Origin of the sequence: Paenibacillus sp. FSL R5-0928 (genome assembly GCF_037970385.1) — a bacterium.
Lineage (GTDB): Bacteria > Bacillota > Bacilli > Paenibacillales > Paenibacillaceae > Paenibacillus_AQ > Paenibacillus_AQ odorifer.
The window spans coordinates 2,706,415-2,722,342 of the sequence record NZ_CP150225.1; the positions used below are offsets into that span (position 1 = coordinate 2,706,415).

Annotated in this window: 14 protein-coding genes and 1 riboswitch; of the genes, 5 read left to right on the top strand and 9 right to left on the bottom strand. The window is 44.0% G+C overall.

Annotated features, from left to right (window positions below):
* Position 1: 1 nt before the first annotated feature.
* Entirely contained in the window at positions 2–439 is a 438-nt protein-coding gene (locus MKZ16_RS11980) for a MarR family transcriptional regulator (protein ID WP_076104658.1), read from the bottom strand.
* Between the two features lie 257 nt (positions 440–696).
* Here MKZ16_RS11980 and uvrA point away from each other — a divergent pair, with 257 nt between their 5' ends.
* Complete coding sequence (gene uvrA, locus MKZ16_RS11985; RefSeq protein WP_076104652.1) at positions 697–3,201, top strand: excinuclease ABC subunit UvrA; 2,505 nt, start codon at positions 697–699, stop codon at positions 3,199–3,201.
* Between the two features lie 501 nt (positions 3,202–3,702).
* Positions 3,703–3,843 (top strand): hypothetical protein, encoded by a 141-nt coding sequence (locus MKZ16_RS11990; RefSeq protein WP_179089339.1) that lies wholly within the window; start codon positions 3,703–3,705, stop codon positions 3,841–3,843.
* 132 nt (positions 3,844–3,975) lie between these two features.
* On the opposite strand, the gene MKZ16_RS11995 is transcribed toward MKZ16_RS11990, so the two are convergent.
* From MKZ16_RS11995 to MKZ16_RS12025, 7 genes are all read right to left on the bottom strand, one after another.
* Positions 3,976–4,107, bottom strand: coding sequence for a hypothetical protein (locus tag MKZ16_RS11995; RefSeq protein ID WP_326058360.1), 132 nt, complete (start codon positions 4,105–4,107; stop codon positions 3,976–3,978).
* A 224-nt stretch (positions 4,108–4,331) separates the two neighbouring features.
* On the bottom strand, positions 4,332–4,901 hold the full coding sequence (locus MKZ16_RS12000) for a YdeI/OmpD-associated family protein (protein WP_076100793.1): 570 nt from the start codon (positions 4,899–4,901) through the stop codon (positions 4,332–4,334).
* Between the two features lie 56 nt (positions 4,902–4,957).
* The gene (locus tag MKZ16_RS12005) at positions 4,958–5,473 is read right to left on the bottom strand and encodes a DinB family protein (protein ID WP_076105369.1); all 516 of its coding nucleotides are present in this window, start codon (positions 5,471–5,473) and stop codon (positions 4,958–4,960) included.
* Positions 5,474–5,555: 82 nt separating this feature from the next.
* Positions 5,556–6,467, bottom strand: a complete 912-nt coding sequence (locus MKZ16_RS12010) for a YafY family protein (protein ID WP_076100790.1) — start codon at positions 6,465–6,467, stop codon at positions 5,556–5,558.
* Between the two features lie 142 nt (positions 6,468–6,609).
* The gene (locus MKZ16_RS12015) at positions 6,610–7,776 is read right to left on the bottom strand and encodes a KamA family radical SAM protein (RefSeq protein ID WP_036689715.1); all 1,167 of its coding nucleotides are present in this window, start codon (positions 7,774–7,776) and stop codon (positions 6,610–6,612) included.
* A 140-nt stretch (positions 7,777–7,916) separates the two neighbouring features.
* A riboswitch (cyclic di-AMP (ydaO/yuaA leader) is annotated at positions 7,917–8,058 on the bottom strand.
* Between the two features lie 48 nt (positions 8,059–8,106).
* On the bottom strand, positions 8,107–9,705 hold the full coding sequence (locus tag MKZ16_RS12020; protein ID WP_305953650.1) for an AraC family transcriptional regulator: 1,599 nt from the start codon (positions 9,703–9,705) through the stop codon (positions 8,107–8,109).
* Between the two features lie 208 nt (positions 9,706–9,913).
* Complete coding sequence (locus MKZ16_RS12025; RefSeq protein WP_076105371.1) at positions 9,914–10,939, bottom strand: ABC transporter substrate-binding protein; 1,026 nt, start codon at positions 10,937–10,939, stop codon at positions 9,914–9,916.
* 527 nt (positions 10,940–11,466) lie between these two features.
* Here MKZ16_RS12025 and MKZ16_RS12030 point away from each other — a divergent pair.
* On the top strand, positions 11,467–12,129 hold the full coding sequence (locus MKZ16_RS12030) for an HAD family hydrolase (RefSeq protein ID WP_036689719.1): 663 nt from the start codon (positions 11,467–11,469) through the stop codon (positions 12,127–12,129).
* A 42-nt stretch (positions 12,130–12,171) separates the two neighbouring features.
* Positions 12,172–13,377, top strand: coding sequence for a mannitol-1-phosphate 5-dehydrogenase (locus MKZ16_RS12035; protein WP_076105372.1), 1,206 nt, complete (start codon positions 12,172–12,174; stop codon positions 13,375–13,377).
* Positions 13,378–13,470: 93 nt separating this feature from the next.
* On the opposite strand, the gene MKZ16_RS12040 is transcribed toward MKZ16_RS12035, so the two are convergent.
* The gene (locus tag MKZ16_RS12040) at positions 13,471–14,931 is read right to left on the bottom strand and encodes an alpha-L-fucosidase (RefSeq protein ID WP_076105373.1); all 1,461 of its coding nucleotides are present in this window, start codon (positions 14,929–14,931) and stop codon (positions 13,471–13,473) included.
* Positions 14,932–15,051: 120 nt separating this feature from the next.
* Here MKZ16_RS12040 and MKZ16_RS12045 point away from each other — a divergent pair, with 120 nt between their 5' ends.
* Positions 15,052–15,882 carry an AraC family transcriptional regulator gene (locus tag MKZ16_RS12045; protein WP_038569983.1) on the top strand — a complete coding sequence of 277 codons (831 nt, stop codon included), beginning with the start codon at positions 15,052–15,054 and terminating at the stop codon, positions 15,880–15,882.
* Positions 15,883–15,928 lie beyond the last annotated feature (46 nt).

The window sequence follows — 15,928 nt, forward strand, 5'->3', positions numbered from 1 at the left end:
CTTAGGAAGAAGATTTGCCGCGCGCAGTGGATCCAAGATGATCAATCTGCTCTTCTAGAACCGCACTTGCTTTGCCTAAAAACTGCGAAACAAGGGCGAGCTCTTCATTCGTATAAGAAGCTGCGAGCTTAACCATGGCGGTATGGAGCGGTTGGTACGTATTAATGACATCATCTTTATTCTCATATAATGGCACAATAATCACTTTACGGCGGTCATTCGGGTCATTTTGTCTGCGGACATAGCCATTTTTTTCGAGCCGGTCTATTAATGCTGTAACACTTCCGGTGGTCAGACCGGTTAATTTAGACAGTTCTCCGGCAGTGATCGGACCTTTCTCCCGTAGAATATCTATAGATAAGAAATCATTATTGTATAACCCAAGTGAGGCGGCTACATTTTGTTGGTACAATACCGTTCGGTTTCCCAAACTGCGCATAAGCAAGGTGAATTGTTCCTGCTCTGGTGTAGGTTGTTCGTGGCTTGACAAAAGATAACGCTCCTTTTAAAATAATTATATCTTGATAGTCAAGATATTAGATTATAAAGTTATTTGAAAATTTTGTGATTTATCAAATACATTCTATCGAAATTAGAAATGTTTTGCAAAATAATTGCAATACAACAACTTTGGGCAACCATATGGATAGAAGATATAACTACAAACCAGTGGGTTGAAATGAGAGGGGAATAGATGTGAAAGAGACTATTGTTATTAAAGGTGCAAGAGAGAATAATCTGAAAAATGTCTCGCTCACGATTCCTAAGTATAAGCTAGTTGTCCTGACAGGACCTTCGGGATCAGGCAAATCGACGCTAGCTATGGATACACTACAGCGGGAATGCCAAAGACAGTATTTGGATTCCATGGGCATGACGTCAGATACGATCAGTAAACCAAAGGTGGAGTCTATTATTGGACTATCTCCGTCCATTAGTGTTGGACAACATGTCACCAATCGTAATCCCCGTTCGACAGTCGGGACTGTCACTGACATCTATACGTTTGTCCGTTTTATCTTTTCCAGATTAGGCGAGCGGGTTTGCCCTTCCTGTAGTGGCAGCATCCCACCTTCTTTTGAAGCGAGGGGATTGCTGATCGAGGAAGACGAGGAAATGGATGGTCAGACGATGGGTTGTCCACATTGCGGAGCAGAGCTTGAGAAGCTGGGCATGTCCCACTTCTCTTTTAATAAACCGGAGGGAGCTTGTGAAGCCTGCGGTGGTGTTGGATCTGTGGCAACTATAAATGAAGCGGCGGTGTTTAATCCAGAGCTTAGTATGCGTGAGGGTGGGGTTGCCTCGCTGAATGGTGTTCATCGTGATATACAGATGCGTATATTATTGGCCGCTGGCAAGCATTTTGGCTTTGAGTTTGACCCGGATCAGCCCTTAAAAGATTACGGTGAAATTCAGCGCGACTTGTTGTATTACGGAGTGGAAAGTGAGGCGTTTAAGCGCCATTTTCCCAATGTTAAGCCGATTCAAGGCACCAAATTTGAAGGCGTCATTCCTGGTTTGTGGCGGCGTTACAAGGAGAAGGAAGGAGAAGCTGGTACACAGGAAAAAGACGGCGGATTTTTTCATGAGCAGCAATGCCCGGAATGTCTTGGCGCTCGTTTAAAAAACGAAGTTCGTCTCGTACGGGTAGCTGGCGTATCGATTACGGAGGTATCGGATTGGTCATTAAGCGATGTTTACGAGTGGACGAAAGGCTTAGAGGCGGCTTTGCCCGCCGAGGGACTTCATCTGCTTGAACCCATCCTTCACGATATGCCTACCCGACTAAAAAGGATTATCGATGTTGGTCTAGGTTATCTTTCTATGAACCGTCAGACGGTCTCCTTATCTGGTGGAGAGGCACAGCGGCTGCGCCTTGCCTCATTGCTGGGGTCAGGTCTGACTGGAGTGTTATACATTCTAGATGAACCGACGACCGGGCTTCATCCGCGGGATACTGTTGGCCTCATTCGTGTGCTTCAGGAGTTACGCGATTTGGGGAATACGGTGCTCGTTATCGAGCATGATATTGAGATGATGCGCGCTGCCGATCATATTATTGATATGGGTCCGGGTGCTGGTCTGGACGGCGGGCAAGTTGTTGGCGAGGGCAGCATTGAGGACTTGATGGCAAGCGAGACTTCCGTTACGGGAGTCTATCTTAGAGAAGAGCGTCATAAGACTGCTGCATATGTTCGCCGGAAAGGTGACGGAAAACAGATCACCATCCGACAGGCTCAATACCGGAACATTGAGATCCCGGAGGTTACATTTCCTCTAGGTTGTCTAGTTTCTGTAACTGGGGTTTCGGGTTCAGGCAAGTCGACGCTAGTCTTTGATATTCTTGCGCAAGGTAGTGCGAAAGAACATGAGCAAACAGGCTGTGCGGAGATTGCAGGCTTAGATCAGGTTGGAAATATAGTGATTTTTGACCAATCGCCCATGGGGAGGATGTTGCGTTCTAATGTAGCGACATATACAGATGTTTTCACACATCTGCGCCAGCTGTTTGCTGCATTGCCGGAGGCGAAAAAAAGAAAACTGACCTCCAAGCATTTTTCCTTTAACACACCGGGTGGACGCTGCGAAACCTGTCAGGGTCTTGGGGTGCTGACTGTAGACATGAATTTCTTACCCGATTTGGAGGTTAAATGCCACGTTTGCAAGGGGAGAAGATTTACGGATGAGGTTCTCCAGGTGAAATATGATGGATATTCCATCTCGGATCTGCTGGACATGTCCGTGCAGGAAAGCTTGCCAATTCTTAAGTCGGAAGCCAAAATGGCGGGGATAATCGAGACGTTGTGTGAGGTGGGTCTCGGTTACCTTAAATGGGGACAATCTGTCAAAACCTTATCCGGTGGTGAAGGGCAACGGATTAGACTGGCTAAAGAGTTGAGCAAACCTTCCAAAAACCATACGCTCTATCTGCTCGACGAACCAACAACAGGCCTTCATCCGTCAGACATCAGGCAGCTCCATACCTTATTGAGCAAATTGGTTGATACGGGAAATACGGTCGTGGTTGTGGAGCACAGCTTAGAGTTGATTCGGGAGTCCGACTGGGTGATTGACATTGGCCCTGAAGGTGGCGTTGTGGGCGGTAAGCTTGTAGCTGAAGGTACACCGGAGCAGGTTGCTGAAGTGCGGGAATCCTACACAGGGATGTTCCTGAAACGGATTCTGGCTGTAGGGATGTAATCAAAAAAAGGAGGTGTCCAAAAGCCATGAAAATGGCTAGGACACCTCCTTTTTTGAACTTAAACCAACCACTGCTCTCAACTCTAAACTTCGTCTGAACGTTTGAACCGATCCCATTCACGCGTACTTAACACTTTCGGAATAACAGATGAATTTACACGTACGTAGCACATTAGGATTAACAGATGAATTTACACGTATGTAGCACTATAGGATTAGCAGATGATCATGAGTCGATGGTGTTTGATCCGCAGATGATTAGGATACGGTAGCATCAGACAGCGAAAGACTATGCTTCGGCGTATCGGACTCAGCGGACCTTAAATGCAGGAAAATCCGCCATTTGGAGTATTATCGGACCGCATAGCTCCTATTGGCGAAAAAAACGCCTTATAAGAGCCTGTTTCTAAGAAATAGCTGCACTGGAGTCCGATGGATTGCTGAAAAGGCGATAAATTAGTAAATAGCATCATTGGAGTCCGAAAGCCTCAGCAGGAGATCATGGTGTCAGCAGCAGTAGCAGTAGCAGTAGCAGTAGCAATAGCAGTTGACCCAGCGAATGACTATGCTTCGGCGGTATCGGACTCAGTAGACCTTAAATGCAGGAAAATCCGCCATTTGGAGTATTATCGGACCGCATAGCCCCTATTGGCGAAAAAAACGCCTTATAAGAGCCTGTTTCTAAGAAATAGCTGCACTGGAGTCCGATGGATTGCTGAAAAGGCGATAAATTAGTAAATAGCATCATTGGAGTCCGAAAGCCTCAGCAGGAGATCATGGTGTCAGCAGCAGTAGCAATAGCAGTTGACCCAGGGAATGACCATGCTTCGGCGGTATCGGACTCAGCAGACCAGTGAATGACCATGCTTCGGCGGTGTCGGACTCAGGAGTCCAGCAAATGATCATTCTTCGGCGTATCGGACTCAGCAGACCTTAAATGCAGGAAAATCCGTCATTTGGAGTATTATCGGACCGCATAGCCCCTATTGGCGAAAAAAACGCCTTATAAGAGCCAGTTTCTAAGGAATAGCTGCGCTGGAGTCCGATGGATTGCTGAAGAGGCGATAAATTAGTAAATAGCGTCATTGGAGTCCGAAAGCCTCAGCAGGAGATCATGCATCTAGCGCAGCTTAATAATCGAGCAGACGTCCATTATCATGCCATTGCCCGTACATTTTATTTTCTTTAGTGTTTGTTATGAATTTGTCTAATTTACTCTTAAATAAATCTGGCTGATGTTTATTGCTTTGGATCGTGTCGATCCGAACTCTTTTATAAAGGGGGGGAAAGGCCCGGAAATTCTCATATACTTGCCTGTCCTCTTTTAGCCTTTGCTCTATAATCTTATCTACTATAAAAGAATCAGGGTTCATATCAGGAAGTATCCGTTTTCCTTCAGCACTCATTAACCCCAGCTTTTCGAGGCGGCGGACCCGTTCTTTGTTCAATTCAGTCCAAGAGCTTTTTTTACTTCGGGGAGAGAGTCTTTGCGCCAGCTCTGTTTCCGAAATTTTCTTTTTCACTCCATCGATCCATCCAAAACACAAACATTCCTCAACTACGTCCAAATATAGCAACGTTTCTGGGTTTGGCTTCATACTAACGAGTACCCAACAAGATTTTTCAGTCTTACAATTCTCCTGCAGCCAAACTCTTAAATCTTCCCTCGATTTTACTGTAATTAGATTTTCAATCTCCATAATTAAAATACAATTTCCTTTCTAGGTATGGAGTGGAGCACATTGCCCATTAGAGATTAAATAGCTTCCGCAGGTACCTGATACCAAAAAAGGGAATAGTCATTCATGGTGGAAGCGTGGCCTAACTGACGTAACATATTAGAGATATTGCCTCTATGATAAGTCCCGTGATTGACGACTTGCAACACAATTTCTGATAGGCGTGTTTGGCGGATTCCGGCGAATGGATTGTCAAGCAGAATGGTTTGCTCCAAATCGGATTGGTGGTGTAACCATTCTTTGTATTGTTCCGATAGCTGTGCAAAGATATTTACGTACTCATCCACAGAATCTAGAATGCTCAAATTTAGCGGGATACTTTGTTGAAAAGCCTCAGGCATAGCAGTGCCTGTTAAAACAAGATACCACATCGTATCAACCGCATAGATATGGCTAAGGGCATGAGCGATGGTGGGAAACGAGCTGTTCACTTCTTGACTTAGCACAGAGGATGGGAGTTCCTTGATTCTCCCCAGGATAGTTTGGTTTGCCCAAGTGTGGTATTTAAACATTTCTACTGGATAATTTGTCATTCGTATGGTCTCCTTTTGAATTGTCATGGATTTGTTTTTGTTACTGTTGTTAATATAAAAGAAGAAGTATGACATCAGACTGTCATACTTCTTCATAAAGTTTGAGTGTGTTTTGAAGCTGCTCTTTTAAAATACCTCGCAATGCAGGGGGTTCGAGGACTTCGGCCCCGCTGCCGAAACTCAGCAGAATGGACCAAAGCCAACGAGCTTCCAATGGCTTATACACAGGAATTCGCATCGTCATGCTTTTATCAGAATGAAATTCCTTGTCGACTTGATGAAACTGATCCAAAGCTTCTGCCAAAGCCTCAGGGCCCACCCGGATTACTATTTCCTCCACCTGATCTACCCTGTTTGAACAGCCAGCCTCTTTGGGTACTTCATGTTGTGATTGAAAGGTATCCTGCGTCAGGAACAAATTCAGCATCCGGGAAAGACGAAACTCCCGATAATCCTGCCGTGCCCGGCAATAACCATAGATGTACCAGTTGCTATATTTAAAATGAAGCTTTACTGGTTCCATTTCACGGGTTGTACGTTCATTTTTTACACTGATGTAATCAAAACGGACAACATTTCGTTCCGCTATAGCCGCACGTAAAAGAGGAAGTGCGTCAGGATCCGTACGCCGGGTTTCAAGATCCACCGCGAGACTAGAAGTTTGTGGCTCCGTTCCTATCGTTTGCAGCCGTTCAATGGTTCCTTGCGTATGCTCATCTTCAAACACGGAAGAGAGACTGTTAAGTACAGTAATCAGAGAAGTGACATCATACGAACGGAGCAGGCTTTTATCCATTTTATATCCGTCCATAATGCCATATCCACCTTTAGTACCCTGATACGATACGACCGGGATGCCAGCGGCACAAATCACATCGATATCCCTATAGATTGTTCGCTGGGAAACCTGAAACTCTTCAGCCAGCTTGGAGGCAGATAAAACTTCGTGGTTCAATAGCTTGTAGATCATAGAAATCAATCGTTCCAATTTCATGTGTGCATTCCCACCCATTAGTCCATTTCGTGTTACAGCGTGATTATATCATAGATTTTTTCGGGCTAATTTTGGGAGGGAGGAGTTTTGTTGTTGGTGATGAAGAAATATCCTATGACAGAGTCTGACAGAGCCGATTAATTTATTTACAGATTAAATCCGCAGGCTCTGATAAATCATTAACAGAAATAATAGCATCGTTTTTTTTCACAGGTGGGGTCCAATATTGCTCATTCCCAGGCAGGTCATCGAACCATTCGGCGTCCTTTGGACAATCTAGAATCATGAATTTTCCGTATTCCTGATCTCTGGATTGATGGTATTTGAGATAGGCTTTCCCGTTATCAATGGCGAGAATTTCTATTTTTCCTGAGGTGTGGCTCATGGATAAGCGTACTCTTTTGCCAAGTCCTGAGGTTCTAGCTTTGGCTTCTTCTACAATTTGATAGACTTGCTCGAGCGGTAATACGAAATCCCGGTTTCCGGCAACGGGCCGGTTCACAAAGAAGTAGTAGGGTGTAACGCCAGCCCATGAAAGTCGGTCCAGTAGTTCCCCTAAAATAATGGGATCATCGTTGATGCCTTTGAGGATGGGAGTCTGATTTACGACAATTGCCCCTGCGTTGTGGAGAGCTTTAAATGCTTTTTTGGCTTCAGGTGTGATTTCACGAGGATGATTGATGTGCGCCATAACATAGATTCGTTTGTCTTCGGTAGAGTAAGTACGAATCAGCTCCAGCAGCTCTTCGTCTTCAGAGATCCGCATCGGATTAAATACGGGAATTTTGGAACCTAGTCTAATGATCTTAACATGCTCAATGCTTCTTAGATTTTCAATAATGGATCTTAGCTTCGGTGTGGAGAGAATTAAACTGTCCCCGCCCGTAAGAAGTACGTTGTTAATCTCCGGATTCTTTGCGATATACTCCAAGCCCGGAGAGACATCAGCCATCGCCTCTTTCACGTCATTTCGGAACAGACGCTTACGGAAACAGTAGCGGCAATAAGCCCCGCAGACCTCGGATACAATCAGTAGTGCAGTGGTTCTATACTTGTGCTGACAACCAGGTACCACATAATTCGTGTCCTCATCGGAGGCGTCCCAGCGCCCATACTCCAGCAGTTCACCTTCGTTAGGAATAACCAGCTTACGGATGGGATCATCTGGATCATCCCAGTTAATCAAAGACAGATAGTAGTCATTTACACGAAAAACAAATTTGTCTGTAATTTCTTTCAGATTCTCTTTTTCCAGCTCAGACAACATAGCTATTTTGTTAATATCCGTGAAGTACTTTACCTTTTGCACGTACATCTCTCCTTTGTCTCGTAGTGTGAGAAATGAGGGAGCCTTAGTGTCAAAGGCCAATCTACTGCCAGCAGGGTCCAAAAAAAGCACAAAAAGAGACCCTTAGCAAGGGTCTCTGGTTATGTAAATAACATGAAAAGCAGACCCATCCACTGCTGACGAGGTTAGCTGACGGACTCGGGTAAGATGGTACCCTACATTCTAATGCTCAATGATTCGCCCCAATTAACTGGTTCCCCCGCTTTTCAACTGTAAAAGTTGGAAATTAAGCGTAGATAAAGTATACCCTATCAAGTTTTGAAAAGTCAAAAGAGAATCCTAGATTCACCTTCAATTGCTAGCGCTACTTCCGCCGAGTAGTTTAGGCAACAGCGTTAGCAGTTTCTCCCGGGTTAACGCATCACTAGAGTTCCATTTGCTTCCGTCGAGCAGATAAACATGTCCCTGACGTACTGCCGGAAGAGTGTTCCAAAGTGAACTGTCTAGTAATCGTTCCATCGCAGCTCGCGAGTCTTTGCGTTCCGGAATGAACATGAAGATATGATCTCCGGCGTAGGCAGGCAGTCGTGTTGGATCAACTTCGGCGAACCCTAACTCTTCGTCCAATATGGCTTGGATCTCTTCGGTCGGTTGTAAACCACATGGGGCATAAAGCGCAGTGGAGAATCCGGACATTCCCATAGCATATAGATGATCTCCATGATCATAGACCAAAGCAGAGGCGGTTTCTCCAACTTGGAGAGTTGTCGAGTAAAGCTGCTGCCACATGGCAGCGTTTTTGATTGTGAATGACTCCAGCCATGCTTCGGCTTCGCGCTGTTTACCTAGCCAACTGCCTAATGTCCGCATTCGGTTGTCGAGAGGCGCAAATGAATCAAAGGTGAGTGTCGGAGCGATACCAGAAACTGCTCTGTAGGCTCTTTCATCACTATTTGCCAAAATGATCAAATCTGGGTTTAGGGAAGCGGTCAACTGCGGGTCCAGTGGAAACCCGACGTTGGCGAGCTTCTTAAGCCGATGTTTATAGACGCTGTTCCGGGCGAATGCTTCATCTCCACCGATAGGCTTTACACCTAACGCGAGAAGGTCGCCAAGTGTCTCGCCATGATAGACAATACGTTTCGCTCGTTCAGGAATTTCCACCTCATGACCCGTCCAATCCTTGACGGTAAGCTTACGACCTTGCTGATGTGCATATTGTCCGGGTGTAACTCCGGTTTTTTGCCGAAAGCGGCGGCTGAAATAGTATTCATCCGAGAAGCCGACCAGTCTGGCGATTTCCCGCAGTGGTTCAGTCGATTCCTGCAGGAATCGTTTGGAATGATTAATACGCAGATCCGTCAGGTATTCAAGCGGCTTTTTACCCGTAAGCTGCTGAAAGATCGGTGTATATTGCCAGATTGATATTCCCGCCAGTTCAGCTAACTGCTTCACGGTGATACTCTCTGTATAATGCTCCTGAATGAATGTTATGGTCTTTTCTACGGATTCCGTAGGACTTGGCAGGTGTTTGGAAGGGTAATTATGCTCAAAAAGTAACAGCAGCAATTCTTGGAATTTTAATTGTTGCTTGAATTGTTGTACATCATCGGTGTTATTCCTGTTCATGAGCAGGTCTTCGACTAGCCGGATTACCTTGGTGAACGGGTGCACAATTAACTCCCGCCTGCCGGAAAGCAGCTCTCCAGAATATCGTTTAGGAAGCTTGGTTGTATAAATTGCTGTAAAGGTGATGAGGTAATAATACAACGTCAGCTCCTGGTTGTTCGTACTATAGGAGATTCCAGGAGATAGTAGATAACATTTATCCGTACTTAGTATCACGCTTTGATCATCGAGGTTCAATTGTCCGTTCCCTCCAGTAAATATGAGAAGGGTATAGTCCCGGGTTGTACGCGTTATAGAGCTTGAATCGGCAGCTTGAATCATCAGTTCGGCCTCGTTTAGCTGAAATAGCAGAGAGTGGAGTGGGGGGCAGGACGATGATATATGCAGCATGGGTTCAGCCTCCGTTCATTTGGTGAGAATGATTATCAATGAATTCATTGTATATAAAAAAAAGAAGCATATCAACAGCTGTTGACATGCTTCTTGCAGTTTTTTATCAGCCTTGTGTTAAACTCTTCATCACAGAAGGTTATTTCATATTCAATAGCTGTGGAATTTCGCCAAGCAGCCATTCTCTTGTTGTCGCATCACTTGAAGTCTTCATGATGTCTTGTGTATAGACATATCCGTTCTTGACGGCAGGAAGGCTCTTCCAGATAGGGCTCTTTAATAGATTCTCTGTGGATTGTTTTGCTTCTTCTGCCACTGGAGTCAAGATGAATATCCGGTCTCCGGCATATTCTTTCAGGACTTCCATGGATACTTCCTGGAACCCTTTACCTTCATCAAGTATCTTCTGAATAGCTGGAGTTGCCTTGAAGCCATTCTCCCCATAGAGTACCTGTGAAAGTCCGGTTGCTGCCATTATAAATAGTCTGTCTCCTGGATAATAAGTGAAGACCGCAGCCGTTTCGCCCTCTTTCATGCCTGCGGATTTCAATTGCTTCCACATGTTCTCTTCAGCGGTTTTATACTGGGCAAGCCATGCTTCTGCTTCAGTCGTTTTACCAACAATTCCACCAATGTCCAGCATACGTTCCTGGAGTGGGGCAAAGGTATTAAATATTATCGTTGGTGCAATTTTGGAGAGCTGCTCGAAATCAGCTTCATCTGTGCCCGCATAGATGATCAAGTCAGGCTGAAGCTCCAATGTTTTTTCCAGATTGATAGGGAAGCCTACATCCTCCACACCTTGCAATTGTTCTTCAAAAATCTGGCCTTCCCCCATAGAAAGAGGATAACCTACCGCCTGCACACCAAGTGCGAGCAAATCGCCATAAGTTTCTCCAGAATAGATAATTCGCTGCGGATTCACTGGAATCTCTACAGTATGTCCTATGTAATCTGTATAGGAGCGGGTAGTCGCTGCAGCTTCATCTGTACTGCTATCTGAGGGTTCTGCTGAAGGTGCCGCGGTTGCAGCGGAAGAGTTCCCGGTTGCGTTTGCCGTACTATTGGCAGAGGATTGTTCCTTTGAGTTTCCGCACGCCAGTAGCAATGTACTCAGCAAAAATAGTACACATACCACAGCGAAGGACTGTCGTGCCTTGTTCATATCTTATTGCCTCCCTATTATATGTAACGACCACCAATAATGATAATCATTATCGATTAAAAACTATCATAAATTAAAGCCTCTTTTTACTCAATGGACAAAAAATAACCCCGTAATTTGATTTGTACAATCAAGTAAAAAGGATGTGGTTGAAATTATTTTAAATTATTTTTAGCTGCTTGGAAAAATACTCTAAATAACGGCAATGGAGAGAAAGAGAGGAAGCTTGTCTTCATAACAAACTTGGCAGAAGGAATCCCTTGAAGCACATAGGATTGTGGTGTTTTTTTGAATCTGATTATTGTTATGTATTAAGATGTTCAGGTGATGCAAAAATTCAGGGTTGTCCGCATTGATTGTAATCGTTATCATTACGTGGCATGTTATCTACCGTGCTTGACGTCAGTAGAAGGGCTTTGTTATGGTTTTTATAGTCAAACGCAAGCCGAAATAGCTTTTTGTAGAATATGCAGAAGGTTTTGCGTAAGATATTCTAACCAAACATAATACGAGGGAGATGGTTGATTGTGATCAAAGGAATTATTTTTGATTTTGACGGAACGATTATCGACACGGAGACTGCTTGGTACACCGCATTTAACGAGGCTTATGCAGAATATGGAGTGGACCTGACGCTTGAACAATATTCCACCTGCATCGGCACGAGCTTGAACAGTTTTAATCCTTATGAATATTTGATGACTGATCTTAAGCTCGCGATTGACAAAGAAGAGTTCAGTAAGGCTGTTAAACAGAGACACAGCAAACTGATGGAGCTTGAAACAATACGACCAGGTATTCAGCATTATCTTGATTCCGCCAAAGCAGCTGGACTGCGCATAGGGCTGGCCTCAAGTTCTTCCCTGGAATGGGTGGAAAAATATCTGAATCAATTGGGTATTCGCGAGTATTTCGAATGCGTTCGGACTGCCGACCATGTGGCAAAAGTGAAACCAGATCCGGAGCTATATAACCAAACGTTAGCTTGTCTTGGAATCACAGCTGATGAGGCGGTTGCTATCGAGGATTCACCGAATGGATCTAAGGCAGCGGCAGCAGCTGGCATCCGTTGCATTGTGACGCCTAACGAAATTACTAATTTTCTTGAATTCGATAAGCAGCACCATAAAATTGATAATCTAAGTCTTCTTGAATTTGATCATGTAGTTACTCAACGTTGCTTCGTATAGAGAAACCGAGAAACTGAGTTCAAATTAAAGGGGGATACCAAATTGAGAGCCGTACACTTTGGAGCGGGCAATATTGGCAGAGGATTTATTGGGCCTATGTTGTCGGACTCCGGTTACAACGTTTGTTTCGTCGGAAGAAATAAGAGTAAAATTGCCCAATTGCAAAAACGTGGCCAATATCCTGTCACCCTAGCTAACAAGAACCGGGACAGCTTTATCGTTGATAATGTTACAGCGATCAATCTGAATGATACTGAGGACGTTACTAGAGCTATAGCAGAAGCTGAAATTGTGACAACTGCAGTCGGAATATCCGCTTTACAAGATATTGCTGAGACCATTGCGCAGGGCATCGAACGAAGGCTTGAAAACAACAGAAATCTCACCCCTCTTCATATCATCGCCTGTGAGAATGGGATTGGAAGCAGTCAGAAGTTGAAAAAATCTGTTTATCGATATATGAAGCAATCCTTCAAGGAGCTTGCTGACCGCAATGTCGCTTTTCCCAATGCGATGGTTGACCGGATTGTACCTATGCAGAAAAATACAGATTCACTTGAAATCCTCGTTGAACCCTTCAGTGAGTGGGTTATTCCCCGCAGTGGAATGATTGGTAACTACAATGAAATTAAAGGCGTCCATTATGTAGATTCGCTGGCGCCATACCTCGAACGGAAGCTATTTACTGTGAATACAGGTCATTGCAGTGCAGCCTATTTTGGATACCTGGAAGGTTATACTAGCATTCAAGAAGCGATGTCTGATCCCGAAATCAGAGCTCGTGTTCACGGGGTGCTTAAGGAAACAGGGACCTTATTGGTGCATTTATATGGCTTCAAGCCCATAGAACATGACCGGTATATAGAAAAGATGATGGAACGATTCACTAACCCCAACTTTAACGATAAAATTACACGTGTCGCCCGCTCCCCGCTTCGCAAGCTTTCACCTAATGATCGACTCGTAAAACCGGCAATGCTTGCTCATGAACTTGGTTTTGAGACCTCACATTTAGTCTCAGCTATTGTTTCTGCACTTTATTTTGATTATGAAAAAGATCCAGAAGCCTTACAGCTTCAAGCGGACATCCGAAACCACGGGCTAAGTGAAGTCATTGCTACACAACTAAAAATCCCTACGGAGCATCCGCTTCATGGTCGCATTATTTTGGAGTCCAACAAATTACGCGCGAGATATCCTCATAGGACTAGAATGAAGACAGTAAACGTCAGGGGACCCTACTTTTAATATAAATTGATGGTTATAAAACTATAAAAGAGTGTTCTCTGCTGGATGGGCAAGAACACTCTTTTTATAGGTTATGAAGTTCTGTAAGTGTCCCTAATCCAATTCAATCCGCAGAACAACCGGAGTCTCACTGCGAACCGAGGTTGTTTTTATAATCAGGGCTTCATCGGTTCTTTCCCATGCAGGTTGTTCCTCAAAACCTAAGATTTTGATCTGTTTAATCATCCCATGGAAGTGAGCAGAGTTTTCTTTAAGGGATTTGATTTGCACTATACCGTTGTTTGGATAGACAAGAACAGTAGCGTAAAGATAACTGCCTTTTACCGTAAAGCGGATATCTTCATTGGTGAAAATCTTCGTGATCCCATCTGTAAACTGACCTTCAACGATCTCTGTAGGGCCTTCCCCGAAGGTGCGCCAGTAGGTCGTATCATAGATTGCTTCACCATTCACCTTTAGCCATTCTCCGATGCCAAGCAGAATTTCCTGATCCTGAGCTGGAATGCTGCCGTCCGCTTTAGGGCCTATATTCAGCAGCAAGTTGCCGTTTTTGCTTACGATATCTACTAAATCTCTGATAATTTCTACGGCAGATTTATAATCATTTTCCGGTGTAAAACACCATGAATTTTTAGCTACTGCTGTATCCGTTTGCCAGAAATAAGGTTTAAGCTCGGAGAAATGACCTCTCTCAATATCTGGGATCGCTGAGCCAAACATGAAGGCATCATGCTTATAATTGATTGCAACCGGAGTTCCCCATTCCTCTCCCTTGTTGTAATAGTAAGCAGCGAACTTTTTGAGATAGGGTTTGAAGGCGGCTGTGTGAATCCACCAGTCAAAGTAAAAGATTTTCGGCTGATAATTGTCTACCAGCTCGCAGCAGCGAATCAACCAATCCTCCAGAAATTCTTGATTGGGTGGGGAGCCGAATAAATCCTGATGATCGGGTTCGGGCATGGATGGCCAATAGAGATCTCCACATACAAGCGGTTCATGGATATCGGAATCAAATTCCTTGCCATGAGACAGGAAGAACCAGTGCTCAGCTCTATGGGAAGATACACAAAACTCTAATCCCTGCTGCTCAAAAGCGTCTTTCATTTCCCCGACTAAATCCCGCTTGGGACCCATCTCATATGTGTTATAGTGGGAGTAAGCGCTCTTATACATTTGAAAGCCGTCATGGTGCTCTGCAACAGGCATCACGTATTTGGCTCCAGATAATTTAAAGAGATTGGCCCATTCCTCAGCATTGAAATGCTCAGCCTTGAACAAGGGGATGAAATCCTTATAGCCAAAGGTTTTATGCTCGCCATAGGTAGCAAGATGATGTTCATATTCCCGTGAACCCTGGATATACATATTTCGGGGATACCACTCATTGGCGAAAGCCGGAATAGAATAAAGACCCCAATGAATGAAAATACCAAACTTAGCGTTCTCATACCACGTAGGCACTTGAAATTGACTTAGTGAATCCCAATCGGCTTTGAATCTTCCAGTTACGATCGTATCTTCGATTACTTTTAAATATTTGCTTTTATCCACCATTTTGCAATCATCCTTTCAAACGTTTATTTCTTCTTCATTGTAGTGAATGGATGTGGGAATCAAAATGTAGGACATTAACTTTTAGATGTACAAAACTAACCTGATAAGGCGGAGTAAGGGATGGATAACCATGTTTTGCTTACTAATTATTTATCCAATTTAAAGGTTGATTTATTTATGGCTGATTACAATCTTTGTGGCCGTGACTGGAGAGATCTCGACTATACACCTGACTATAGCAAGTTTTATTTTATTTGCGATGGGGAGGGTTGGTTAAAGATCGGGGATCGAGAATATTATCCGAAGCCTGGTCAGCTTTTTTTGATGCCTGAGGGAGTTAAGCAATCTTATTCTTGCATAAGTGATCAACCCTTTGAGAAGTATTGGTGCCATTTCAGCGCAAAAGTCGGAGACATTAATCTATTCAAAATGTTAGAGTTAAGTCATGTATGCAGAGAAGTAGATCCTCATGTAATCCAAGAGATTTTCAGCAGCCTAACGAGTCATATGAAATCTGATGCGGTGTATGCTCATTTATTAGCCAAAAGTAAGTTAATGGAGTTATTTTCTTATTTTATTATGAACATAGATGTAGACGAAATCACTTTTAAGAATCTAAGCTCGATCGAAAAATTAACGAAAATATTAACGTACATAGACGCCCATATCGAGCGTAATATCACCATACAGGAGCTTGCCGAGATTGCGTACATGCATCCCAACTATTTTATCCGGCTATTTAAACAGCAAATCGGAGTTCCACCTATTCAGTATATCACCAGAAAAAAGATAACTAAGGCCAAGGAGCTATTGAGGGGGACGCAAAGTTCTGTCGGTGAGATTGCCCATGATCTTGGTTTTAGCGATCTCTATTATTTCTCCAAACAGTTCAAAAAAAATGTGGGTTTAAGCCCTTCGGAATTCAGACAAGGAACAGTAGCAGTGAAATAAATAAAAGAAGACCGTCCTGTGTGGTAGAAACCAACCAGAGACGGCC

Coding starts and splice junctions, on each gene's coding strand:
- MKZ16_RS11980 (WP_076104658.1), bottom strand. CDS start 439: ATGCGCAGTTTGGGAAACCGAACGGTATTGTACCAACAAAATGTAGCC.
- MKZ16_RS11990 (WP_179089339.1), top strand. CDS start 3,703: ATGGTGTCAGCAGCAGTAGCAGTAGCAGTAGCAGTAGCAATAGCAGTT.
- MKZ16_RS11995 (WP_326058360.1), bottom strand. CDS start 4,107: ATGATCATTTGCTGGACTCCTGAGTCCGACACCGCCGAAGCATGGTCA.
- MKZ16_RS12000 (WP_076100793.1), bottom strand. CDS start 4,901: ATGGAGATTGAAAATCTAATTACAGTAAAATCGAGGGAAGATTTAAGA.
- MKZ16_RS12005 (WP_076105369.1), bottom strand. CDS start 5,473: ATGACAAATTATCCAGTAGAAATGTTTAAATACCACACTTGGGCAAAC.
- MKZ16_RS12010 (WP_076100790.1), bottom strand. CDS start 6,467: ATGAAATTGGAACGATTGATTTCTATGATCTACAAGCTATTGAACCAC.
- MKZ16_RS12020 (WP_305953650.1), bottom strand. CDS start 9,705: ATGATTCAAGCTGCCGATTCAAGCTCTATAACGCGTACAACCCGGGAC.
- MKZ16_RS12025 (WP_076105371.1), bottom strand. CDS start 10,939: ATGAACAAGGCACGACAGTCCTTCGCTGTGGTATGTGTACTATTTTTG.
- MKZ16_RS12040 (WP_076105373.1), bottom strand. CDS start 14,931: ATGGTGGATAAAAGCAAATATTTAAAAGTAATCGAAGATACGATCGTA.
- MKZ16_RS12045 (WP_038569983.1), top strand. CDS start 15,052: ATGGATAACCATGTTTTGCTTACTAATTATTTATCCAATTTAAAGGTT.